Here is a 24,751-nt window from a genome sequence, read left to right as displayed (position 1 = left end):
AATCAGCATTCGCCCCCCATTTATTCGGCATATTTTCTCTTTAGTCTTAGGAATTTGTTATTATTTATCTTGGAGTCTGGAACAGGAAAAATTATGCTGACATTCATTGAGCTCCTTATTGGAGTTATGGTTATTGTGGGTGTAGCTCGCTACATCATTAAAGGGTATTCCGCCACCGGGGTATTATTTGCAGGTGGTCTGTTATTGCTGATTATCAGTGCCATTATGGGGCACAAAGTTTTACCTGCCAGCCAGACTTCAACGGGCTACAGTGCCACGGATATCGTTGAATACATTAAAATATTGCTGATGAGTCGCGGTGGCGACCTTGGCATGATGATTATGATGCTGTGCGGTTTTGCCGCTTATATGACCCATATCGGCGCAAATGATATGGTCGTCAAGCTGGCGTCAAAACCGCTGCAGTACATAAATTCCCCTTACCTGCTGATGATTGCCGCCTATTTTGTTGCCTGCCTGATGTCACTGGCAGTTTCCTCCGCAACGGGCCTGGGCGTTTTACTGATGGCAACGTTGTTCCCGGTCATGGTGAACGTGGGTATTAGTCGCGGCGCGGCAGCTGCCATTTGCGCCTCACCGGCGGCGATTATTCTCGCACCAACTTCCGGTGATGTGGTGCTGGCGGCGCAGGCTTCCGAAATGCCGTTAATTGACTTCGCCTTCAAAACGACGCTGCCTATCTCAATTGCCGCAATTATCGGCATGGCGATTGCCCATTTTTTCTGGCAGCGTTATCTGGATAAAAAAGAGCACATCTCTCATGAAATGTTAGATGTCAGCGAAATCACTACCACCGCTCCCGCGTTTTACGCCATTCTGCCGTTCACACCGATCATTGGCGTGCTATTTTTTGACGGCAAATGGGGTCCGCAATTACATATCATCACCATTCTGGTGATATGTATGCTGATTGCCTCCGTTCTGGAATTTATTCGCAGCTTTAATACTCAAAAAGTCTTTTCTGGCCTCGAAGTGGCTTATCGCGGCATGGCTGATGCCTTCGCTAACGTGGTAATGCTATTAGTTGCGGCAGGGGTTTTTGCTCAGGGTCTTAGCACCATTGGCTTTATCCAAAGCCTGATCTCAATCGCTACCTCGTTTGGTTCAGCGAGCATTATCCTCATGCTGGTGCTGGTTATCCTGACGATGCTGGCGGCGGTGACTACGGGTTCCGGCAATGCGCCATTCTATGCATTCGTTGAGATGATCCCGAAACTGGCGCACTCTTCTGGTATTAACCCGGCATACCTGACTATTCCAATGCTCCAGGCGTCAAACCTGGGTCGCACGATTTCGCCTGTCTCTGGCGTGGTGGTTGCGGTTGCCGGGATGGCAAAAATTTCGCCTTTTGAAGTGGTTAAACGCACCTCGGTGCCGGTGCTTGTTGGGCTGGTGATTGTCATCGTGGCTACAGAGTTGATTGTACCCGGTACAGCCGCCGCAGTTACAGGTAAATAATTCTCCTTGCCGGAGGTATGCTTCCTCCGGCACTCTCTTCAGCCACTGTGGTAAATGCGCTGTGGCCTGCCAACTTTACCGTGAACAATTTCAGCAATAACAAGATGGCGGCTGGCGCAATATTCAAGATAACGTCTGGCTGTAGTGCGACTGATGGTCAATGCCTGCGCTACCGTCTCCGCCGTATGTTGCACACCTGGCTCTTTGAAAAGTTTCCGCACTGCGTTAAGTGTCAACGCATCAATACCAGTCGGAAGATCGTCCTTCGGTTCGCCACGCGCATAAGCGTTAAACATCTCATCAATTTGCTTCTGACTGGCACTATCAATACTTTCCAGCATATGTTTACGCTGGCGAAAACGGGTCAACGTCTGTCCCAGACGCTCATAAGCAATTGGTTTTATCAGATAATCAAACACACCACAGCGTACTGCTTCAGACACCGTTTCCATATCGCTGGCAGCAGTAGTAAACACCACGTCACCAGGATAATGCGCCTGCACCAGTTCATGCAGTAAATTAATTCCCCTACCGTCAGGGAGATAGTTATCCAGCAAGATAAGCCCCGGCTTAAAACGCTCGATCATCATTCGGGCCTGCGCCAGGTTTCCCGCCAGCAATATCTGACTGAATCCGGGAATGTGACGAATATATTCCGCATGCATCTCTGCCAGCGGCGTTTCGTCCTCAACGATCAATAGAGTTAATGGAGCTGTCATTAGGTTTCACTTTCGGAATATAGATTGAAAATAAAGTACCGCAGGGGTCATTCTCTTCAAGAGTGATAACTCCACCGCAGCGCGTTACATAGCTGGCAATAAGATACAACCCAATGCCATGCTCACCGGGTTCATCAGCACGCGTACTGACGCCCTGCTCAAATATTTTGTCGCGCAGAGCCTCTGGGACGCCGCAACCCTGATCGGCGACTTCAATCACCACATCAGCGCCTTCATCACTCAAATATAATTCGACGATCTTATTCCCTTCATCGCTGCGCAAACTGGCTTCGAAGGCGTTATCGAGTAAGTTGCCCACAATCGCCGCAAACTCAGTGCTGTCCAGCCCTGGCGGCAGTTGAGAAAGCTGGCTACCGGGGACGATTGTCATTTTTAGCCCCAGTTCGCGGGCGCGCTGTACTTTGCCAAACAACAGCCCCGCCACCTGGCGATCGGCAAAGGCTTCGCGCAGGCTGTCAATAAGCTGTTGCTGAGCCTGGGACTCCCCCTGAACCATCGCCAGCACGCGATCATACTCTTTCATCTGCAACAGACCATTGAGCGTAGACATCCAATTGAGATGTTCATGACGCAATGTGCGCAGGCTTTCAACGTATTGTTTAATTTGCGTCAGTTGTGCGTTAAGGGTGGAAATTTCGTCTTTACTACGAAAGCTGATAATTGCCCCCAGCAAATCATCACCAGAACGAATAGCCTCCCGATTAGCAATGACGCTCAGGCCGTTAAAATTTGTCACCACATCCTGGCGTTTTTCATCAATCTGCTCGGTGAAGAAATCGGCGGGTCTGACCACTTCTGCAATGGGTCTGCCCAGCCACTGCCGCCCCGGGGAACTCAGTCCCAGCATTTTTCTTGCGTTACGGTTGATGGCGGTTATGTCACCGTGCGGGTCTACTGCAATCAGCCCTTCATAAACCGAACTAAACAGCGCCTCCTGCTGACGAACAACGCGCGCAATTTGCTTCGGTTCCATCCCCATCATCTGGCGGCGGATATGTGCGGCTAAGAACCACGACAACAGCATCAGAATACCCAGCAGCACGACAAATACGCCGGCCATTGGTAATAAAAATTCGGCGCGCCAGCTATCGATTTTACTGACAAGGTAACCCACCGACACCACGCCGATGACTTTGCCATCATCATCAAAGATTGGTGTTTTGGCACGCATCGCCATACCAATTGACCCTTTCCCGGTGATGAAGTAGCTCTCCCCTTTCTCCAGCGCGCCGGGTTTGGTGAACTGCATGGGATAACCAATTTTCTCGGGATTAGGATGGTAAAGACGGATCGAGTTGCGGTCACCTATCACCACGTAGTCGAAATCAGTATCTCTTTGCAATTTATTGGCGATGGTCGCCAGCCGTTTGTAATTACGCGTTTTAACTGCCGTGATGATGCTGTCATTGGAGGCAATAATTTTCGCCTGATTCATTGCCATATCGCGCACATGAAGCGTTAAATAGTCCTCAAAACTGGCCGTGAAATATTGTGCCAGTGCTGCGATGACAAATATTGAGAACACCAGAATCAGCAGGAAGATACGCAACGGAAATGCCAGTCGTTCGAAAAAAGCAAACTGTTTATTCTCATTAAACTGCAACATTGTTTTCCTTGCGGGGTAAACCCTGTCTTTTGGTGAATGTAATTAAAATGTTGAATCTCGATATATAAAAATCAAATATAATCGTGGCAAAATTCATTCATTAAATCAATTAAATAACTTAAAACCACGCACTAATCCGCAATTACATTAATTAAAAAACTTAAAACCATTAAATAAATAAAAAACCACTAACTCTATGTGAAATAAATCAAAATTTCACGCCGCAATACTCCTTAGGATGTATGGCAAAAGGAGAAACAGATATACCTCGCTCGCTGCCCTTTCTCCCAACTGAAAATAAAAGGTTATCAGTTTGCAACACTGAATAACATTCATTGCAAATTGATAACAACACATACCTTCAGGATATGACTTATTATGTTCGGCAATGATATTTTCACCCGGGTAAAACGTTCAGAAAATAAAAAAATGGCAGAAATTGCCCAATTTCTGCATGACAATGATTTGAGCGTTGACACAACAGTCGAAGTATTTATTACCGTAACTCGCAATGAAAAGCTTATCGCTTGCGGTGGAATCGCCGGAAATATTATTAAGTGCGTCGCTATCAGCGAATCTGTTCGCGGTGAAGGACTGGCGCTGACATTAGCCACCGAACTGATAAACCTCGCCTATGAACGACACAGCACGCATCTGTTTATTTATACCAAAACCGAATACGAGGCGCTGTTCCGCCAGTGCGGTTTTTACACGCTGACCAGCGTACCTGGCGTGATGGTGTTGATGGAAAACAGTGCCACACGTCTGAAACGCTATGCCGAGTCACTAAAAAAATTTCGTCATGAAGGGAACAAAATTGGCTGCATTGTGATGAACGCCAATCCCTTTACTAACGGTCACCGTTATCTGATTCAACAGGCAGCGGCACAGTGTGACTGGCTGCATCTGTTTTTAGTCAAAGAAGATTCTTCGCGCTTTCCCTATGAAGACCGGCTGGATCTGGTGTTGAAAGGCACCGCCGATATTCCGCGCCTGACCGTGCATCGCGGCTCCGAATACATCATCTCCCGCGCCACGTTCCCCTGCTACTTCATTAAAGAACAGAGCGTCATTAACCATTGTTACACCGAAATTGATCTGAAGATTTTCCGTCAGTACCTCGCTCCCGCACTGGGCGTTACCCATCGCTTTGTTGGTACTGAACCTTATTGCCGCGTGACCGCCCAGTACAACCAGGATATGCGCTACTGGCTGGAAACACCGACTATCTCCGCACCGCCCATTGAACTGGTTGAAATTGAGCGGCTGCGTTACCAGGAGATGCCGATATCCGCTTCCCGGATACGCCAACTGCTGGTGAAAAACGATCTCACGGCTATCGCGCCGCTGGTTCCGGCAGCCACGCTGCATTACTTGCAGAATCTGCTTGAACACTCCCGCCAGGACGCGGCAGCTCGTCAAAAGACCCCCGCATGAGAAACAGGTGAAAAATGAAAATAAACCAGCCCGCCGTTGCAGGCACCCTTGAGTCTGGGGATGTGATGATACGCATCGCCCCGCTCGATACGCAGGATATCGACCTGCAAATCAACAGCAGCGTTGAGAAACAGTTTGGCGATGCGATTCGCACCACCATTCTGGACGTTCTCGCCCGCTATAACGTGCGCGGCGTACAGCTGAATGTCGATGACAAAGGCGCACTGGACTGCATTTTACGTGCACGACTGGAAGCCCTGCTGGCGCGCGCCAGCGGTATCCCGGCTCTGCCATGGGAGGATTGCCAATGATTTCCGCTTCGCTGCAACAACGTAAAACCCGCACCCGCCGCAGCATGTTGTTTGTGCCTGGCGCTAATGCCGCGATGGTCAGCAACTCTTTCATCTACCCGGCAGATGCCCTGATGTTTGACCTCGAAGACTCCGTGGCGCTGCGTGAAAAAGACACCGCTCGCCGCATGGTTTACCACGCACTGCAACATCCTCTGTATCGCGACATTGAAACCATTGTGCGTGTAAACGCACTGGATTCCGAATGGGGCGTTAACGACCTGGAAGCCGTCGTTCGTGGTGGCGCAGACGTTGTGCGTCTGCCGAAAACTGACACCGCTCAGGATGTGCTGGATATCGAAAAAGAGATCCTGCGTATTGAAAAAGCCTGTGGACGTGAACCTGGCAGCACCGGTTTGCTGGCAGCGATTGAATCTCCGCTGGGTATTACCCGTGCGGTAGAAATCGCTCACGCATCTGAACGTTTAATCGGTATCGCGCTGGGTGCGGAAGACTACGTGCGCAACCTGCGTACAGAACGCTCACCGGAAGGTACGGAACTGCTGTTCGCTCGCTGCTCCATTTTGCAGGCCGCGCGCTCTGCCGGTATCCAGGCGTTCGATACGGTCTATTCCGACGCTAACAATGAAGCCGGATTCCTGCAAGAAGCTGCACATATCAAACAGCTGGGCTTTGATGGCAAATCGCTGATCAACCCGCGTCAGATTGATCTGCTGCACAACCTCTACGCACCAACCCAGAAAGAAGTGGATCACGCACGCCGCGTCGTAGAAGCCGCTGAAGCTGCCGCTCGCGAAGGCCTCGGCGTGGTTTCCCTGAACGGCAAGATGGTTGACGGTCCGGTTATCGATCGTGCCCGTCTGGTGCTCTCCCGCGCAGAACTTTCCGGCATCCGCGAAGAATAAGGCAATCAAAATGACGCAGAAAATTGAACAATCTCAACGACAAGAACGGGTAGCGACCTGGAATCGTCGCGCTGAATGCGATCTTGCCGCTTTCCAGAACTCGCCAAAGCAAACCTACCAGGCTGAAAAAGCGCGCGATCGCAAACTGTGCGCCAACCTGGAAGACGCTATTCGTCGTTCTGGTTTAAAGGACGGCATGACCGTCTCCTTCCACCACGCTTTCCGTGGCGGTGACCTGACCGTCAATATGGTGATGGACGTCATCGCGAAGATGGGCTTTAAAAACCTGACACTGGCGTCCAGCTCTTTGAGCGACTGCCATGCGCCGCTGGTAGAACATATTCGTCAGGGTGTGGTCACCCGCATTTATACCTCTGGTCTGCGCGGCCCACTGGCGGAAGAAATTTCCCGTGGTCTGCTGGCTGAACCGGTACAAATCCACTCTCACGGTGGTCGTGTGCATCTGGTACAGAGCGGTGAACTGAATATCGACGTGGCTTTCCTCGGCGTCCCGTCCTGCGACGAATTTGGTAATGCCAACGGCTACACCGGTAAAGCCTGCTGCGGTTCTCTCGGCTATGCGATGGTCGATGCCGACAACGCAAAACAAGTCGTGATGCTCACCGAAGAACTGCTGCCTTATCCGCATAACCCGGCCAGTATTGAACAGGATCAGGTCGATCTGATCGTCAAAGTCGATCGCGTTGGTGATGCCGCAAAAATCGGCGCAGGCGCGACCCGTATGACCACTAACCCGCGCGAACTGCTGATTGCCCGCAGCGCAGCAGATGTGATTGTCAACTCCGGCTACTTCAAAGAAGGTTTTTCCATGCAGACCGGCACCGGCGGCGCTTCGCTGGCAGTCACCCGTTTCCTGGAAGACAAAATGCGTAGCCGCGATATTCGCGCCGACTTCGCCCTCGGCGGTATTACCGCAACGATGGTTGATCTGCATGAAAAAGGGCTGATCCGCAAACTGCTGGATGTGCAGAGCTTTGACAGCCACGCTGCGCAATCGCTGGCTCGTAACCCGAATCACATCGAAATCAGCGCCAACCAGTACGCCAACTGGGGTTCGAAAGGCGCATCGGTTGATCGTCTCGACGTGGTGGTACTGAGCGCGCTGGAAATTGATACCCAGTTCAACGTCAACGTGCTGACCGGCTCTGACGGCGTACTGCGTGGCGCTTCCGGTGGTCACTGCGATACCGCGATTGCATCCGCCCTTTCCATCATCGTCGCACCGCTGGTGCGCGGTCGTATTCCGACCCTGGTGGATAACGTGCTGACCTGCATCACCCCGGGTTCCAGCATCGATATCCTGGTTACCGACCACGGTATCGCCGTTAACCCGGCACGCCCGGAACTGGCAGAGCGTCTGCAGGAAGCGGGCATTAAAGTGGTCTCCATTGAGTGGCTGCGCGAACGCGCGCGTCTGCTGACCGGTGAACCACAGCCGATTGAATTCACCGACCGCGTCGTTGCCGTCGTGCGTTACCGCGATGGCTCGGTGATTGATGTTGTACATCAGGTGAAGGAATAAGCCATGCACCTGCTCCCTGAACTCGCCAGCCACCATGCGGTTTCGATTCCCGAGTTGCTTATAAGCCGGGATGAAAGGCAAGCACGGCAACACGCCTGGCTCAAGCGCCATCCTGTTCCACTGGTCTCCTTTACCGTGGTTGCGCCTGGGCCGGTTAAAGACAGCGAGGTCACACGCCGGATTTTTAATCATGGCGTGACTGCCCTGCGTGCTTTAGCCGCAAAACAGGGCTGGCAAATTCAGGAGCAGGCTGCACTGGTTTCCGCCAGCGGGCCGGAGGGCATGTTGAGCATTGCCGCACCGGCTCGCGACCTCAAGCTCGCAACCATTGAGCTTGAGCATAGTCATGCTCTCGGGCGTTTGTGGGATATCGATGTCCTGACGCCCGAAGGCGAAATTCTCTCCCGCCGCGATTATTCGCTGCCGCCTCGCCGCTGCCTGTTGTGCGAGCAAAGTGCAGCCGTTTGTGCGCGTGGAAAAACGCATCAACTGACCGATTTACTCAACCGTATGGAGGCGCTGCTGAACGATGTCGATGCCTGCAACGTCAACTAAAACCACAAAGCTTGCGACGTCATTAATCAATGACTATGCCCTTCTGGGCTGGCGCGCCATGCTGACTGAAGTCAATCTGTCACCGAAACCCGGTCTCGTGGATCGCATTAACTGCGGTGCGCACAAAGATATGTCGCTGGAAGATTTCCACCGTAGCGCGCTGGCGATTCAGGGCTGGTTACCACGTTTCATTGAATTTGGTGCCTGTAGTGCAGAAATGGCACCAGAATCGGTACTCAGCGGATTACGCCCAATTGGTATGGCCTGCGAAGGCGATATGTTCCGCGCTACCGCAGGTGTAAACACCCATAAAGGCAGTATTTTTTCTTTAGGGCTGATGTGTGCGGCAATTGGTCGTTTGCTTCAGCTCAACCAGCCGGTAACGCCCAAAACCGTTTGTGCGACGGCAGCCAGTTTTTGCCGTGGTCTGACCGATCGCGAACTGCGCACCAATAATCCACAACTGACGGCAGGCCAACGGTTATATCAGCAACTTGGCCTTACCGGTGCGCGCGGTGAAGCCGAAGCGGGCTACCCGCTGGTTATCAACCGCGCCCTCCCGCATTACCTCACTCTGCTGGATCAGGGGCTGGATCCTGAACTGGCATTGCTCGATACCTTGCTCCTGCTGATGGCGATTAACGGCGATACCAACGTCGCATCGCGCGGTGGCGAAGGGGGCCTGCGCTGGCTACAGCGCCAGGCGCAAACACTATTGCAAAAAGGGGGCATCCGAACCCCCGCCGATCTCGATTATCTCCGGCAGTTCGACAGGGAGTGTATCGAACGAAATCTCAGTCCAGGCGGCAGCGCCGACCTGCTGATTCTTACCTGGTTTTTAGCACAGATTTAAAAATTTAAGCACTTGATAAATTTGGAAATATTAATTTTCGGAGAACCCGTATGTCTTTAGCAAAAGATAAGATATGGAAATTATTGGCCCCACTGGTGGTGATGGGCGTCATGTTTCTTATCCCTGTACCCGACGGTATGCCGCCGCAGGCATGGCATTACTTCGCCGTGTTTGTGGCAATGATTGTCGGCATGATCCTCGAGCCAATTCCGGCAACAGCGATCAGTTTTATTGCAGTGACTATTTGCGTTATTGGCAGTAATTACCTGCTCTTTGACGCCAAAGAATTAGCTGACCCCGCTTTTACTGCCCAAAAACAGGCGCTGAAATGGGGACTGGCTGGTTTTTCCAGTACCACTGTCTGGCTGGTATTTGGCGCATTTATCTTTGCATTAGGGTATGAAGTTTCCGGATTAGGCCGCCGTATTGCCCTTTTCCTGGTAAAATTCATGGGTAAACGCACGCTGACGTTGGGTTATGCAATTGTCATTATCGACATTCTGCTGGCTCCGTTTACACCGTCTAACACCGCACGTACCGGGGGGACGGTTTTCCCGGTCATTAAAAACCTGCCGCCGCTATTTAAATCATTCCCGAACGATCCGTCTGCACGTCGCATTGGCGGTTATTTAATGTGGATGATGGTCATCAGTACCAGTCTGAGTTCCTCCATGTTTGTCACCGGTGCAGCACCAAACGTGCTGGGTCTGGAGTTCGTCAGCAAAATTGCCGGTATCCAGATTAGCTGGTTGCAGTGGTTCCTCTGCTTCCTGCCAGTTGGGGTTATCTTACTTATCATTGCGCCGTGGCTTTCCTACGTGCTGTACAAACCGGAAATCACACACAGTGAAGAAGTGGCAACCTGGGCGGGTGATGAACTAAAAACCATGGGTGCGCTGACACGCAGAGAGTGGACGCTGATTGGTCTTGTTCTGCTCAGCTTAGGTTTGTGGGTATTTGGTAGTGAAGTCATTAACGCCACTGCAGTTGGCCTGCTGGCGGTTTCGCTGATGCTGGCGCTGCACGTTGTGCCGTGGAAAGACATTACCCGCTATAACAGCGCATGGAACACGCTGGTCAACCTGGCAACACTGGTTGTTATGGCTAATGGCCTGACCCGTTCTGGCTTTATCGACTGGTTCGCCAGCACCATGAGTACTCACCTGGAAGGCTTCTCACCAAACGCCACAGTGATTGTACTGGTTCTGGTCTTCTACTTTGCACACTACCTGTTTGCCAGCCTCTCTGCGCATACCGCAACCATGCTGCCGGTCATTCTGGCCGTCGGTAAAGGTATTCCGGGCGTACCGATGGAACAACTGTGTATCCTGCTGGTTCTGTCTATCGGTATCATGGGCTGCCTGACGCCATATGCAACCGGTCCAGGGGTTATTATTTACGGCTGCGGCTATGTGAAATCGAAAGATTACTGGCGTCTTGGCGCTATCTTCGGGGTGATTTATATTGCCATGCTGCTTCTGGTAGGCTGGCCGATTCTCGCCATGTGGAACTAATACGTTCGTCAAACGCTGAATAAATCATCACGCCCGCCAGGTAAGCCCACCTGGCGGGCTTTTTTATGATTTAATAGATAGTATTCAGTGTATGTATGAGTTCCACACCCATTATGAAAGCATTCTGGCGTAACGCCGCGTTGCTCGCGGTTTCTCTGCTTCCCTTCTCTTCTGCCAACGCCGTAGCGTTGCAGGCAAAACAGTATGGCGATTTTGATCGCTATGTCCTGGCCCTCTCGTGGCAAACCGGATTTTGCCAGAGTCAACACGATCGAAATCGTAACGAACGAGATGAATGTCGCCTGCAAACCGAAACGACCAACAAAGCTGATTTTCTGACCGTTCATGGTCTGTGGCCGGGGTTGCCAAAATCAGTTGCAGCGCGTGGCGTTGATGAACGCCGCTGGATGCGCTTCGGCTGCGCCGCTCGTCCAATCCCGAACTTGCCGGAAGCTCGCGCCAGCCGGATGTGTTCCTCACCGGAAACCGGGTTATCGCTGGAAACCGCAGCTAAACTGAGTGAAGTTATGCCGGGGGCTGGCGGACGCTCTTGTCTGGAACGTTACGAATACGCGAAACATGGTGCCTGTTTTGGTTTTGACCCGGATGCTTATTTCGGCACGATGGTGCGTCTGAATCAAGAAATTAAAGAGAGCGCAGCCGGAAAATTCCTCGCGGATAACTACGGAAAAACCGTGAGCCGCAGTGACTTTGACGCCGCCTTTGCCAAAAGTTGGGGGAAAGAGAACGTCAAAGCGGTCAAGTTAACGTGCCAGGGTAACCCGGCGTATTTGACTGAAATCCAGATTTCGATAAAAGCTGACGCCATTAACGCACCGCTCTCAGCAAACTCATTCTTACCACAACCACACCCTGGCAACTGTGGCAAAGCCTTTGTGATTGATAAAGCGGGTTATTAATGATCAGATCTGTAAAACGTCGTAGCGCGTTTTACATAAAACATGATGATTAATATATATACATAATGCGCTGCATTGAGGAATTACCTGAATGTGACGTATATCACTTCAAAGAGTGAGCAACAGTCAGTATTATCATATGAGTTAAACCCTCGCCGCCTGACGGTGAGGGTTTTCTTTTGGGTATGTTTATCTGCGACACTCGCAGTACCGACGACATGGAGTAAAAATGTCCAGACCAACTATCATCATTAACGACCTGGATGCCGAACGCATCGATATTCTGCTGGAGCAACCCGCCTATGCCGGTTTGCCAATCGCCGACGCGTTAAACGCAGAGTTGGATCGCGCCCAAATGTGTTCACCAGAAGAGATGCCACACGACGTGGTGACGATGAACAGCCGGGTTAAATTCCGCAATCTTAGCGATGGCGAAGTGCGTGTGCGCACGCTGGTGTATCCGGCCAAAATGACCGACAGCAATACTCAGCTTTCCGTGATGGCTCCGGTGGGTGCCGCACTGCTGGGACTTCGCGTTGGCGATACCATTCACTGGGAACTTCCGGGCGGCACCGCAACCCACCTTGAAGTGCTGGAACTCGAATACCAGCCTGAAGCCGCTGGCGACTACCTGCTTTAATCCCATCTGCACAAGCGTTTACTCGCTTTGCCCAGAGGATGCATCCGCATCCTCTTTCTGTTCAAATATCAACCAGACTTATCATTTTGCTCTTCCCCGCTACGTTCTAATCTGAACAGGTTATCAACCTGCGGACTCCATTATGAGTGAAGCTCTTGGTATTACAGTGCTTTATATTTTCATCGCGGCAATACTCGTTGTCGCGGTGCTATACCTTGAGCAACACTGGTAGTGTTTATGTTAATATATTTTACCAATCAATATTTAATAGATATAAAATCAACGTCGCAAATCACAGAACTGCAATCAATAATGTGATGTTATGTATTCATGCAACAGCAAGGAGAGAATGCTTATGTACAAAACAATCATTATGCCGGTAGACGTATTTGAAATGGAATTAAGCGACAAAGCCGTTCGTCATGCTGAATTTCTCGCCCAGGATGATGGTGTAATTCATTTACTCCATGTATTACCTGGCGCCGCAAGCCTTAGTCTGCACCGTTTTGCTGCCGATGTGCGTCGTTTCGAAGAGCATTTGCAACATGAGGCGGAAGAACGCCTACAGACAATGGTTGGTCATTTCAATATTGATCCCTCCCGTATCAAACCACATGTCCGCTTTGGTAGCGTGCGGGATGAGGTGAACGAGTTAGCCAAAGAACTGAATGCAGATGTAGTGGTTATCGGTTCGCGTAATCCATCAATTTCAACCCATCTGTTAGGTTCTAACGCTTCCAGCGTGATCCGCCATGCTAATCTGCCTGTATTAGTCGTTCGTTAACAGATTAACGTATTTATGATGCCCTGCCCGGAGCAATCCCGGCAGGTTTTTTTATAACGAAAAAAAGCCGCCAGGTTTGACCCCGGCGGCTAACAATTGCAGGTGAATCTTACTTCTTCTTATGCAGTTTTGGTGCGAATCAGGTAGTCAAAGGCACTCAGAGAGGCTTTAGCACCTTCGCCAGTGGCAATGATGATCTGCTTGTACGGAACAGTCGTACAGTCACCGGCAGCAAACACACCTTTAATGTTGGTTTCGCATTTCGCATCGATGATTACCTCACCCATGCGGTTACGTTCAACTGTGCCTTCCAGCCAGTTAGTGTTCGGCAGCAGACCGATCTGGACGAAAATACCGGCCAGTTCGATGTTGTGAATATCGCCGCTCACACGGTCACGGTATTCCAGACCAACAACTTTGCTACCGTCACCTTTTACTTCAGTAGTTTGCGCGTTCAGAATAATATCGACGTTTTTCAGGCTGCGCAGTTTGTCCTGCAATACCTGGTCTGCCTTCATTTCTGGAGCAAACTCAAGCAGGGTTACATGTTCAACAATACCTGCCAGATCGATTGCCGCTTCGACACCGGAGTTACCGCCGCCGATGACCGCTACGCGTTTGCCTTTAAACAGCGGGCCGTCGCAGTGTGGACAATAAGTCACGCCTTTGGTGCGATACTGATCTTCGCCCGGAACGTTCATGTTGCGCCATTTTGCACCGGTCGCCACGATAATGCTGCGTGCCTTCAGTACCGCGCCGGAAGCTGTTTCAATCTGATGCAGGCCGCCTTCAACTGCTGCCGGGATTAGTTTGCTCGCGCTCTGGCTGTCGATTACATCAACGTCGTATTCATCAACGTGAACTTTCAGTGCACCTGCCAGCTTCTGCCCTTCGGTCTTCGGTACAGAAATGTAGTTTTCGATATCAACAGTATCGAGGATCTGACCGCCAAAGCGTTCGCCCATCAGACCGGTACGAATGCCTTTACGTGCGGAATAAATGGCCGCCGCTGCACCCGCCGGGCCGGAACCGACGATTAATACGTCATAAGCATCACGCTTGTTCAGCTCTTCTGCCGCACGTTTTTCCGCACCAGTATCGATTTTGGCGACGATTTCGGAAATAGTCATGCGGCCCTGACCAAACTCTTTACCATTCACGAACACCGCCGGAACGCCCATCACGTTGCGATCGGTGATTTCGTTCTGGAACGTACCGCCATCAATCGCCGTGTGCTTAATGCGCGGGTTCAGTACGCTCATCAGGTTCAGCGCCTGCACCACGTCCGGGCAGTTGTGGCAAGAGAGCGAGTAATAGGTTTCGAATTCAAAATCACCATCAATATGGCGAATCTGCTCCAGCAGAGACTGCGCTTCTTTCGACGGATGACCACCGGTCCACAGTAGCGCCAGTACCAGCGAGGTAAACTCGTGACCCAGCGGGGAACCTGCAAAACGCGGCCCCTGGTTGGAACCTGGATTGGTGATCAGGAATGACGGTTTACGCACCGGCAAGCTGTTATCTTCTTTAAAGGTGACTTTGTCTGACAGTTCTGCGATCTCAGCCAACAGTTCCTTGATTTCTGCCGATTTTGCGCTGTCATCCAGCGTGGCAATTAACTCAACAGGCTTTGTCAATTTCTCAAGGTAAGCCTTGAGTTGAGTTTTCATATTTGTGTCGAGCATGTTTATCTCCTGGGCTTTAAACATCATCATGCAAGCGGCCTCATCGGCTACCTGGATGCAGCTTGCATCATGGTGCGGGGAAGAAAATCGGGTGCCGCAGCACCCGATTAATTACGCGATTGCGGAACTTAGATTTTACCAACCAGGTCCAGGGACGGAGCCAGAGTTGCTTCACCTTCTTTCCATTTAGCCGGGCAAACTTCACCTGGGTGAGAAGCCACGTACTGTGCTGCTTTGATTTTACGCAGCAGGTCAGACGCGTCACGGCCAATGCCTTCAGCGGTAACTTCGATAGCCTGGATGATACCCTGCGGGTCAACAACGAAGGTAGCACGGTCAGCCAGACCTTCATCTTCACGCATGTTGTCGAAGTTACGGGTCAGGGCGCCAGTCGGGTCGCCGATCATCGCATATTTGATTTTAGCGATGGTTTCAGAGCTGCTGTGCCATGCTTTGTGGGTGAAGTGAGTATCGGTAGATACTGCGTATACGTCTACGCCCAGTTTCTGCAGTTCTTCGTAGTGGTCAGCAACGTCGCCCAGTTCGGTCGGGCATACGAAAGTAAAGTCAGCCGGGTAGAAGAAGAAGACGCTCCAGCGGCCTTCGGTATCTTTTTCGGTGATTTCAACGAATTCGCCGTTTTTGAATGCCTGGTTTTTAAAAGGTTTAATTTTGGTGTTAATCAAGGACATCTATACTTCCTCCGTGTTTTCGATGTGATGTAAGGTAACCAATTTTTGCCGATTCGGCTAATGCGTTTCCATTATCAAATCGATAAGTTTTACCTTACAACCTTCGTAAGACAACTTTGTGAACTTTGCACCGCCAGCGGCGATAAAAAGTAAAAAGGGTCCCCTTTCCAGGTGACCGCATAACCTGAACTACCCTTTGGTATCTTCAGCGCCTGTTCAACAGGCTGCGGTGTTGCAATGATGATCGCAACGACGAGAGGGATTACAACACCCTCATAAACAAAGGGCAATCATCTGACATAAGGTCTTAACTATGACAGTGATAGGTTAAGCCTTTTATTGTGTATTTGCACTGAACGAAAAGGACAAAGCAATGTTAAAAAAGATAATTTTGTTTACCCTACTCCCTGGATTTGCTTACGCCGAAGAGCTTCCTGCGCCCGTTAAAGCGATTGAAAAACAGGGGATTACGATTATCAAATCGTTCGATGCACCTGGCGGCATGAAAGGTTATCTGGGGAAATATCAGGACATGGGAGTCACTATCTACCTTACGCCTGACGGCAAACATGCCATATCTGGCTATATGTACAACGAAAAGGGAGAGAACCTCAGTAACGCCCTTATTGAAAAAGAGATTTACGCACCTGCCGGACGCGAAATGTGGCAACGCATGGAACAATCAAGCTGGTTACTTGACGGTAAAAAAGATGCACCAGTCGTGGTTTATGTTTTTGCCGATCCTTTCTGTCCGTATTGCAAACAATTCTGGCAACAAGCGCGCCCATGGGTTGATGCCGGTAAAGTACAAATCCGTACCCTACTGGTTGGCGTGATAAAACCCGAAAGCCCAGCCACTGCGGCGGCAATCCTTGCGTCTAAGGATCCGGCAAAAACGTGGCAAGAGTATGAAGCATCAGGCGGCAAGTTAAAGCTGAACCTCTCCGGGAGCGTGGGCCCGGAACAGATGAAGATTCTAAGTGCCAATGAGGCGTTGATGGACGAACTGGGTGCAAATGTCACACCTGCGATTTATTACATGAGTCCAGAGAACACATTGCAGCAGGCTGTCGGATTACCGGATCAAAAGACCTTAAATATTATTATGGGAAATAAATAACATTCATTGTATGGATAGCTGAAATAGTTCACTCCTTTTCAGTTATCCATAAAATCGCAAGTATTGTTCACCCCGCTCATATCAACTATGGTATTTTAGAAAAACTTAATCGTAAATTAAGTAAAACAACATAATATATATAAATACATAAAGCCATATCATTGACTTGATGAATATTATGAGAACAAGCATATGAATGGAGCGCATCATGGCTAATCTTTACGACTTAAAAAAATTCGATTTGAACTTGCTTGTCATTTTTGAATGCATATACCAACATCTTAGCATTAGCAAGGCCGCAGAATCGTTATATATAACCCCTTCTGCGGTGAGTCAGTCTTTACAACGTCTACGTGCACAATTTAATGACCCCTTATTTATTCGCTCCGGGAAAGGTATTGCACCAACAACGACAGGGTTAAATTTGCATCATCACCTTGAGAAAAATCTCAAGAACCTTGAGCAAACAATCAACATTGTCAATAAAGCAGAACTGAAGAAAAAATTTATTATTTATGGCCCGCAACTCATCTCTTCAACCAACAGTAGCCTCTTGATCGGATGTCTGCGACAAGATACAGCCGTAGAAATTGAACATCATGACATCATGATGTCAGCAGAAAGCGCCGAAGATTTATTGACTTATCGCAAAGCAGATCTGGTCATCACATTAATGCCGGTCATCAGTCGCTCGGTAAGCTGTATGCCTTTTCAGTCGATACGAAACACGCTTATCTGTAGCGCATCCCATCCGAGAATAACGGAACACAGTAGCCGCGAAGAAATTCTTGATGAAGAGTTCACTTCTCTGACATCGAAAGCACCTGGCCTTGAAGATTTTCAGATGGAAATAGAAGCGATTCTTACAAACCGAAAAATAGCATTCCGTAGCTCTTCACTGTTTACTATTGTCAATACTATTGCGGTTACCGATTTACTGGGCATTGTGCCCTTCGAATTATATCGTAGCTATCAAAAAAACCTTCAATTAAAACAAATAAAGATAGAACAGAATCTACCGTCTAATACACTTTATATTTCCTATAATAAATCATCATTAAACAACCTGAGTTTCTCTCGTTTTATTGATCGTTTGAATGACAACTTATGTTAAACATCTGCCGGCATGGATAATATTCGTCTTAAAAATTCAGCATGTGAATATAAAATAAGATACCTCATTTTAATTTATTAATATTATAATCAGGAAACTATCGCACTTTTCTCACGGTCACGTTAAGAGAGCGTCTTCAGATGTCCATTTATAAAATCCCGCTACCTCTCAATATCCTGGAAGCAGCACAAGACCGTATCACCTGGACACTTAATACTCTGCCTCGCGTATGCGTCTCTTTTTCTGGTGGTAAAGATTCTGGCTTAATGCTCCATTTGACCGCAGATCTGGCCAGAAAAATGGGAAAAAAAATACACGTCCTGTTTATCGACTGGGAAGCTCAGTTTTCTTGTACGATTGACTATGTTCAATCGCTACGTGAGCAGTATGCCGATGTTATCGAAGAGTTTTATTGGGTAGCACTACCGCTAACAACGCAAAATTCATTATCCCAATATCAACCCGAATGGCAGTGCTGGCAGCCTGATATTGAATGGGTTCGTCAACCGCCAGAAGATGCAATAACCGATCCGGCATTTTTCTCGTTTTATCAATCAGGCATGACCTTTGAACATTTTGTGCGTGAATTTGCCGAATGGTTTTCACAACATCGTCCAGCCGCAATGTTAGTCGGTATCCGTGCCGACGAGTCTTATAATCGTTTCGTCGCCATTGCCAGCTTAAATAAACAACGTTTTGCTGACGATAAACCGTGGACCACCGCCGCACCAGGTGGTCATTGTTGGTATATTTATCCCATTTACGACTGGAAGGTGGCCGATATCTGGACCTGGTATGCTAAACACCAGACTCTATCTAACCCTTTGTATAATCTGATGTACCAGGCTGGCGTCCCTCTGCGTCATATGCGAATCTGCGAACCTTTTGGTCCAGAGCAACGGCAAGGTTTATGGCTATATCATGTTCTTGAACCTGACCGATGGGCCGCAATGTGCGCCAGAGTCAGTGGCGTAAAAAGCGGTGGAATTTACGCTGGTCATGACAATCAATTTTATGGTCATAGGAAGATCCTTAAGCCCGACCATTTAGACTGGCAAGAATATGCCTTATTACTGCTTAATAGTATGCCGGAAAAAACGGCTGAACATTATCGCAATAAGATTGCTGTTTATTTGCACTGGTATCAAAAAAAAGGCATCGAGATCCCTCAGACACAGCATGGAGATATTGGCTCAAAAGATGTCCCTTCCTGGCGACGTATCTGCAAAGTATTGCTCAACAATGATTATTGGTGTCGGGCATTATCATTCAGCCCCACAAAAGCCAAAAATTATCAACGTTATAACGAACGGATTAAAGGAAAACGTCAGGAATGGGGAATACTATGCAGCAGCGATTAACGCAGGATTTAACTCAATTTCTCGCCAGTCTGGCGGAAGAAGATCGCATTAAGGCGATCAATGAGATCAGAACGGCGATCCATCAAGTAAGTCCATTTCGCGACGAACCGGTAGATTGTGTTTTGTGGGTTAAGAACACCCAACTCACTCCCAATGATTACAATCCGAATAACGTCGCGCCGCCAGAGAAACGATTACTGCAAAAATCAATTGAGGTCGATGGTTTTACCCAGCCAATTGTGGTGACCAACACACGAGCCAGCACACTTGAAATTGTTGATGGTTTTCACCGTCATGAAATTGGTAAAGGCTCTAACACGTTAAAATTGCGATTAAAAGGGTATTTACCGGTCACCTGCCTGGAAGGAACACGTAACGAACGTATCGCTGCAACTATTCGCCACAACCGGGCGCGCGGTCGCCACCAGGTCACGGCAATGTCAGAAATTGTTCGTGAACTCAGCCAGTTAGGTTGGGACGACAATAAAATCGGCAAAGAGTTGGGAATGGACAGCGACGAAGTGTTGCGCCTGAAGCAAATTAACGGCCTGCAAGAACTGTTTGCCGACCGTCAATATTCCCGCGCCTGGACTGTCAAATAACTAAAGCTGGCGCAGGCGTTCAGCCGCCGCCAGCAGCGTCGATTCCTTCTTGGCAAAACAGAGACGAATCAGTTTATGCGGGAAGGGATCGGCGCAAAACACCGACAGCGGGATCGCCGCCACGCCATGCTCCCGCGTCAGCCACTGGCAAAACTCAACATCATCCAGCGTAGACACGGCGCTGTAATCCACCAGCAAAAAGTATGTGCCTTCACACGGTAAAATCTCCAGCCGGCTCTCGCTTAACGCGTTCACCAGAATATCGCGCTTCTGGCGATAAAAGTCCGGTAATGCAAGATAATGTTCAGGGTTTTCCCGCAACATATCGGCAAGCGCCAGTTGTGCGGGGGTGTTGACCGAAAAGGTCAGATACTGATGCACCTTACGTATCTCGGCGCTGATGGGCGCTGGCGCAACGCAATACCCCACTTTCCAGCCGGTCATGTGATAGGTCTTACCAAACGATGACACCGCCACCGCCCGCTCACGCAATTGCGGATGCGTCAGCACGCTGGCATGACCCGGCTGTGAAAAGTTGATGTGCTCGTAAACTTCATCACTAATGACAAAAATCTCACGATCGGCAATTGCCTGCCACAAAGCGGCAAAATCAGCCTGCTGCCAGACGGTGGCGCTGGGATTATGCGGCGTGTTGAGGATCACCAGCCGGGTGCGCTCGCCCAATAGCGCAGCAAATTCTTGCCAGTCAACGCGAAAATGCGGCGGCTGTAGCGCAATGCGTTTCACGATCCCACCTGATAGCGCAATGGCAGGCGCATAACTGTCATAACTGGGGTCGAAACAGATAACTTCATCGCCACTACGTACCAGCGCGGTAATCGCCGCGTATAACGCCTCCGTCGCCCCTGCTGTTACGGTGATATCGCTGTCGGCATCCGGGTGATAGCCATACAGCCGTGCTGTTTTCTCAGCTATCGCCTCGCGCAATGCCTGTACGCCGGTCATTGGCGCGTATTGATTTGCGCCCTGGGCAACGTGATACGCCAGTCGCTCCTGTAAATAGCGCGGACCATCAAAATCAGGAAAGCCTTGCGACAGGTTAATCGCCTGGTGTTGCTGCGCCAGCGCACTCATCTGGGTGAAAATGGTAGTGCCAAGTTGTGGAAGTTTGCTTTGTGGAATCAGAGGGGTATTTATCATTTTTATTGTGCCTGACGAAGTTGCGTATTGAAGGCACTATAACACGATGCTAGTATTTGGCAATCAAGACGTTTAGATGTCTAAATAAAACAATAAGGACAACACAACATGCCTCACAATCCTATCCGCGTCGTCGTCGGCCCGGCTAACTACTTTTCTCATCCCGGCAGTCTCAATCACCTGCATGATTTTTTCACGACTGAACAGCTTTCTCGCGCTGTGTGGATTTATGGTGAACGTGCCATTGCTGCGGCGCAAACCAAACTTCCACTAGCGTTTGAACTGCCAGGAGCAAAGCATATTTTGTTTCGCGGTCATTGCAGCGAAAGCGATGTGCAACAACTGGCGACACAGTCTGGTGACGATCGCAGCGTAGTAATTGGCGTCGGTGGCGGCGCACTGCTCGACGCCGCGAAAGCCCTCGCCCGCCGTCTCGGTCTGCCGTTTGTTGCCGTTCCAACGATCGCCGCTACTTGCGCCGCCTGGACACCGCTCTCCGTCTGGTATAACGATGCCGGACAGGCGCTGCATTATGAGATTTTCGACGACGCCAATTTTATGGTTTTGGTGGAACCGGAGATTATCCTCAATGCGCCGCAAGAATATCTGCTGGCGGGGATCGGCGACACGCTGGCGAAATGGTATGAAGCGGTGGTACTGGCTCCGCAGCCAGAAACCTTGCCGCTAACCGTGCGTCTGGGGATTAATAACGCGCAAGCCATTCGCGACGTCTTGTTAAACAGTAGCGAACAGGCGCTTGCCGATCAGCAAAATCAGCAGTTAACGCAATCATTTTGCGATGTGGTGGATGCCATTATCGCTGGTGGCGGAATGGTCGGCGGTCTGGGCGATCGTTTTACGCGTGTGGCGGCGGCTCATGCCGTACATAACGGTCTGACTGTGCTGCCGCAAACCGAGAAGTTTCTCCACGGCACCAAAGTCGCTTACGGCATTCTGGTGCAAAGCGCCTTGCTGGGGCAAGATGATGTGCTGGCGCAATTAACCAAGGCGTATCAGCGTTTTCATCTGCCGACCACGCTGGCGGAGCTGGATGTGGATATCAATAATCAGGCGGAGATCGACAAAGTGATTGCCCATACTTTGCGTCCGGTAGAGTCCATTCATTATCTGCCTGTTACGCTGACATCAGATACATTGCGGGCAGCGTTGGAAAAAGTGGAATCATTTAAAGCCTGACGAACAAATTTAGCAGCAGCGCGCGCCGCCTTTCCCACCGTAGCGCGCGTCCTGCCGCTCGCGGAAAAACTCTTCATAGGTCATCGGCGTCTGATCGGGATGATTAACCCGCATATGTTCGACATAGTTGTCGTAATCAGGCATCCCAATCATCAGCTTCGCCGCCTGACCTAAATATTTTCCGGCTTTTGCCAGTGAATCAAACATCAATACCTCCGGTAAACAGGTTGCTGAGAGAGTGCATTAATAGCTATCAACGCGCTCGGTCAGTCCCCTCGCCCCACCGGGGAGAGGGTTAGGGTGAAGGGGAAGCATCGGCACTATACCAACATTCCCCCTCACTCTGACTTTAGTGCGCGCCTTTTGCCTGCGCCACGATCTCCTCGACATTTTCTGGCATCGGCTCATACGGCGTTTCTTTCGCCGTTGGCTTCGGCTCTTTCAATGCCGCCAGCGCCGTCTTAATTGAGAACAGCGCCAGAACCACCACAACTACCATAAAGAAGATGGTCAATCCGGCATCCAGACGGTTGTTGAAAACCAGTTGCGCCAGTTGTGACTCGGTATACTGCGACGGAATGTTGCCGCTGTCGATCATTGCCTGGAACTTATTGGCAATGGCCAGGAAGCCGACTTTCGCATCCGGGCTAAACGCTTTCTGCCAGCCTGCGGTCAGGGTACAAATCAGCAGCCAGGCCGTTGGCACCAGCGCCACCCAGGCGTAACGTTGACGTTTCATTTTGAACAGTACTACGGCACAGAGCATCAGCGCCATCCCTGCCAGCATCTGGTTGGCAATACCAAACAGCGGCCACAGAGTGTTAATACCGCCCAGCGGATCGACTACGCCCTGATGCAGGAAGTAACCCCAAGCCAGCACACACAGCGCCGTTGCCAGCAGGTTCGCAGGCAGAGAATCCGTCCGTTTCAGACCCGGAGAAACCACACCCAGCAAATCCTGCAACATAAAGCGCGCAGCACGCGTACCCGCATCTACCGCCGTCAAAATAAACAGTGCTTCAAACAAAATGGCGAAGTGATACCAGAACGCCACATCCATCATGCCGCCCAGCGCGCCGTGCAGAATGTAGGCCATCCCCACCGCCAGCGTTGGTGCACCACCCGCACGGGAAATGATCGACTGTTCACCGACTTCGCTGGCAATCTGATTTAACGTATCCGGGGTTATCGCAAAGCCCCAGCTACTCACCACCTGCGCCGCAGAAGCAACCACATCCGTCGTACCCGCCGGAGCCAGCACCGCCATCGGACTGTTCATAGCGAAGTACACGCCCGGATCGATGATACAGGCAGAAACCAGCGCCATAATCGCCACGAAGGATTCCATTAACATCCCACCGTAGCCGATAAAACACGCCTGCCCTTCGTTTGCCAGCATCTTCGGCGTAGTGCCGGAAGAGATCAGCGCATGGAAGCCAGACACCGCACCACAGGCGATGGTGATAAACAGGAACGGGAACAGGTTACCGGTCCATACCGGGCCTGTGCCATCGACAAATTTGGTCAGCGCAGGCATAGTCAGCGTCGGGCGCATGATCAAAATGCCTACCGCCAGACCGACGATAGTCCCGATTTTCAGGAAGGTAGAAAGGTAGTCACGCGGAGCCAGCAGCAGCCATACGGGCAGCACCGCCGCCACAAAACCGTAACCCACCAGCATCCAGGTCAACTGCACACCGGTAAAGTCAAAGTACGGCGCCCAGGTCGGGCTTTCTGCCACCCAGCCGCCAGAGATAATGGCGAAAATCAGGAACACCAGGCCAATCACCGACACTTCCCCAATGCGACCAGGACGCAGGTAGCGCAGGTAGATCCCCATGAACAGCGCCAGCGGAATGGTGAACGCAACGGTATACGTTCCCCACGGGCTATGAGTCAGGGCTTTCACCACAATCATCGCCAGCACTGCAAGGATAATGACCATGATCATAAAGCAGGCTACCAGCGCAATCACCCCGGCGGTTGGCCCCATCTCTTCTTTGACCAGCTCACCCAGCGAGCGACCGTCACGGCGCGTGGAAACAAACAGCACCATGAAATCCTGTACCGCACCGGCGAGAACCACCCCGGCAAGCAGCCAGATCATCCCCGGCAGGTAGCCCATTTGCGCTGCCAGCACCGGCCCCACCAGCGGGCCTGCGCCGGCAATGGCCGCAAAATGGTGACCGAACAGCACTTTCTTGTCCGTCGGCACATAGTCCAGCCCGTCGTTATGGCGCACCGCTGGCGTCATACGCGTCGGGTCAACCGCCAGCACATTTTTGGCGATATACAGACCATAAAAACGATAAGCGATCAGATAGATACAGACCGACGCCACCACAATCCACAGTGCGTTGATCTGTTCCCCACGATTTAAAGCAATGTATCCCAGAGCAAATGCTCCCATTACAGAGAGCACTGTCCAGACGAGGTATTTCCCTGATTTGTTCATAATTGTTATCCGTGTGCGTGTCCATAGAGATGTTACATTTTGTTTCTATAACATCTTTGCGGAATTTAACAACGCGA

Annotated in this window: 24 protein-coding genes; 17 read left to right on the top strand and 7 right to left on the bottom strand. The window is 50.5% G+C overall.

Translation table 11 applies throughout. The annotated features are described in order from the left end of the window. Window positions 1–93 precede the first annotated feature (93 nt). A complete protein-coding gene (gene dcuC, locus BEG40_RS00955) occupies window positions 94–1,479 on the top strand; it encodes an anaerobic C4-dicarboxylate transporter DcuC (RefSeq protein ID WP_000955045.1) in 1,386 nt (461 codons plus the stop codon). Between the two features lie 38 nt (window positions 1,480–1,517). On the opposite strand, the gene dpiA is transcribed toward dcuC, so the two are convergent. Both dpiA and dpiB read right to left on the bottom strand, forming a co-directional pair. Next, on the bottom strand, window positions 1,518–2,198 hold the full coding sequence (dpiA, locus tag BEG40_RS00950; protein ID WP_000126493.1) for a two-component response regulator DpiA: 681 nt from the start codon (window positions 2,196–2,198) through the stop codon (window positions 1,518–1,520). Next, on the bottom strand, window positions 2,167–3,825 hold the full coding sequence (gene dpiB / locus BEG40_RS00945) for a sensor histidine kinase DpiB (protein WP_016235164.1): 1,659 nt from the start codon (window positions 3,823–3,825) through the stop codon (window positions 2,167–2,169). The genes dpiA and dpiB overlap by 32 nt, the downstream gene beginning before the upstream one ends. Window positions 3,826–4,203: 378 nt before the next feature. Between dpiB and citC the strand changes: the two genes are divergently transcribed. The 11 genes from citC to uspG all read left to right on the top strand — a co-directional run bounded on the left by citC (window position 4,204) and on the right by uspG (window position 13,287). Then, window positions 4,204–5,262, top strand: coding sequence for a [citrate (pro-3S)-lyase] ligase (gene citC / locus BEG40_RS00940; RefSeq protein ID WP_105284728.1), 1,059 nt, complete (start codon window positions 4,204–4,206; stop codon window positions 5,260–5,262). Between the two features lie 14 nt (window positions 5,263–5,276). After that, a complete protein-coding gene (gene citD, locus BEG40_RS00935) occupies window positions 5,277–5,573 on the top strand; it encodes a citrate lyase acyl carrier protein (RefSeq protein ID WP_000700703.1) in 297 nt (98 codons plus the stop codon). Continuing rightward, window positions 5,570–6,478, top strand: a complete 909-nt coding sequence (gene citE, locus BEG40_RS00930) for a citrate (pro-3S)-lyase subunit beta (RefSeq protein WP_000622357.1) — start codon at window positions 5,570–5,572, stop codon at window positions 6,476–6,478. The genes citD and citE overlap by 4 nt, the downstream gene beginning before the upstream one ends. A gap of 10 nt (window positions 6,479–6,488) precedes the next feature. After that, window positions 6,489–8,021 carry a citrate lyase subunit alpha gene (gene citF, locus BEG40_RS00925; protein WP_105284727.1) on the top strand — a complete coding sequence of 511 codons (1,533 nt, stop codon included), beginning with the start codon at window positions 6,489–6,491 and terminating at the stop codon, window positions 8,019–8,021. Between the two features lie 3 nt (window positions 8,022–8,024). After that, window positions 8,025–8,576: a citrate lyase holo-[acyl-carrier protein] synthase gene (gene citX / locus BEG40_RS00920; protein WP_000550395.1), complete on the top strand. Its 552-nt coding sequence runs from the start codon at window positions 8,025–8,027 to the stop codon at window positions 8,574–8,576. After that, window positions 8,551–9,429: a triphosphoribosyl-dephospho-CoA synthase CitG gene (citG, locus tag BEG40_RS00915; RefSeq protein ID WP_105284726.1), complete on the top strand. Its 879-nt coding sequence runs from the start codon at window positions 8,551–8,553 to the stop codon at window positions 9,427–9,429. The genes citX and citG overlap by 26 nt, the downstream gene beginning before the upstream one ends. Before the next feature lie 50 nt (window positions 9,430–9,479). After that, entirely contained in the window at window positions 9,480–10,943 is a 1,464-nt protein-coding gene (gene citT, locus BEG40_RS00910; protein ID WP_105284725.1) for a citrate/succinate antiporter CitT, read from the top strand. Window positions 10,944–11,056: 113 nt separating this feature from the next. Then, window positions 11,057–11,863: a ribonuclease I gene (rna, locus tag BEG40_RS00905; RefSeq protein WP_105284724.1), complete on the top strand. Its 807-nt coding sequence runs from the start codon at window positions 11,057–11,059 to the stop codon at window positions 11,861–11,863. Window positions 11,864–12,092: 229 nt separating this feature from the next. Beyond that, on the top strand, window positions 12,093–12,503 hold the full coding sequence (rnk, locus tag BEG40_RS00900; RefSeq protein ID WP_016159108.1) for a nucleoside diphosphate kinase regulator: 411 nt from the start codon (window positions 12,093–12,095) through the stop codon (window positions 12,501–12,503). Window positions 12,504–12,645: 142 nt separating this feature from the next. After that, complete coding sequence (gene yldA / locus BEG40_RS22255) at window positions 12,646–12,735, top strand: small membrane protein YldA (protein WP_016231624.1); 90 nt, start codon at window positions 12,646–12,648, stop codon at window positions 12,733–12,735. Between the two features lie 123 nt (window positions 12,736–12,858). Continuing rightward, entirely contained in the window at window positions 12,859–13,287 is a 429-nt protein-coding gene (uspG, locus tag BEG40_RS00895; RefSeq protein WP_010352343.1) for a universal stress protein UspG, read from the top strand. Between the two features lie 119 nt (window positions 13,288–13,406). On the opposite strand, the gene ahpF is transcribed toward uspG, so the two are convergent. Next, window positions 13,407–14,972: an alkyl hydroperoxide reductase subunit F gene (gene ahpF, locus BEG40_RS00890; RefSeq protein ID WP_010352341.1), complete on the bottom strand. Its 1,566-nt coding sequence runs from the start codon at window positions 14,970–14,972 to the stop codon at window positions 13,407–13,409. Window positions 14,973–15,100: 128 nt separating this feature from the next. Further along, entirely contained in the window at window positions 15,101–15,664 is a 564-nt protein-coding gene (gene ahpC, locus BEG40_RS00880; protein ID WP_000052804.1) for an alkyl hydroperoxide reductase subunit C, read from the bottom strand. Window positions 15,665–16,037: 373 nt separating this feature from the next. Here ahpC and dsbG point away from each other — a divergent pair, with 373 nt between their 5' ends. From dsbG to BEG40_RS00860, 4 genes are all read left to right on the top strand, one after another. Next, a complete protein-coding gene (dsbG, locus tag BEG40_RS00875; protein WP_000913741.1) occupies window positions 16,038–16,784 on the top strand; it encodes a thiol:disulfide interchange protein DsbG in 747 nt (248 codons plus the stop codon). Between the two features lie 208 nt (window positions 16,785–16,992). Then, on the top strand, window positions 16,993–17,898 hold the full coding sequence (gene citR, locus BEG40_RS00870) for a DNA-binding transcriptional repressor CitR (RefSeq protein ID WP_000002458.1): 906 nt from the start codon (window positions 16,993–16,995) through the stop codon (window positions 17,896–17,898). 140 nt (window positions 17,899–18,038) lie between these two features. Then, window positions 18,039–19,259 carry a phosphoadenosine phosphosulfate reductase gene (locus BEG40_RS00865; RefSeq protein ID WP_000029786.1) on the top strand — a complete coding sequence of 407 codons (1,221 nt, stop codon included), beginning with the start codon at window positions 18,039–18,041 and terminating at the stop codon, window positions 19,257–19,259. Continuing rightward, on the top strand, window positions 19,232–19,861 hold the full coding sequence (locus BEG40_RS00860; RefSeq protein WP_000528560.1) for an IbrB-like domain-containing protein: 630 nt from the start codon (window positions 19,232–19,234) through the stop codon (window positions 19,859–19,861). Before BEG40_RS00865 ends, BEG40_RS00860 begins: the two co-directional genes overlap by 28 nt. Here BEG40_RS00860 and ybdL read toward each other — a convergent pair whose 3' ends face one another. Then, window positions 19,862–21,022 (bottom strand): methionine-oxo-acid transaminase, encoded by a 1,161-nt coding sequence (gene ybdL, locus BEG40_RS00855; protein ID WP_105284723.1) that lies wholly within the window; start codon window positions 21,020–21,022, stop codon window positions 19,862–19,864. A gap of 108 nt (window positions 21,023–21,130) precedes the next feature. On the opposite strand from ybdL, the gene hcxA reads away from it, so the two are divergent. Next, the gene (hcxA, locus tag BEG40_RS00850) at window positions 21,131–22,219 is read left to right on the top strand and encodes a hydroxycarboxylate dehydrogenase HcxA (RefSeq protein ID WP_105284722.1); all 1,089 of its coding nucleotides are present in this window, start codon (window positions 21,131–21,133) and stop codon (window positions 22,217–22,219) included. A gap of 9 nt (window positions 22,220–22,228) precedes the next feature. On the opposite strand, the gene BEG40_RS00845 is transcribed toward hcxA, so the two are convergent. After that, a complete protein-coding gene (locus tag BEG40_RS00845; RefSeq protein ID WP_000460431.1) occupies window positions 22,229–22,426 on the bottom strand; it encodes a YbdD/YjiX family protein in 198 nt (65 codons plus the stop codon). Between the two features lie 142 nt (window positions 22,427–22,568). Next, a complete protein-coding gene (gene cstA / locus BEG40_RS00840) occupies window positions 22,569–24,674 on the bottom strand; it encodes a pyruvate/proton symporter CstA (protein ID WP_001043161.1) in 2,106 nt (701 codons plus the stop codon). Window positions 24,675–24,751 lie beyond the last annotated feature (77 nt).

Source organism: Escherichia sp. MOD1-EC5495 (genome assembly GCF_002965965.1).
Classification (GTDB): domain Bacteria; phylum Pseudomonadota; class Gammaproteobacteria; order Enterobacterales; family Enterobacteriaceae; genus Escherichia; species Escherichia ruysiae.
Note: the sequence above shows the minus strand (reverse complement) of the source record. Positions and strands in the feature narration are given on the sequence as shown.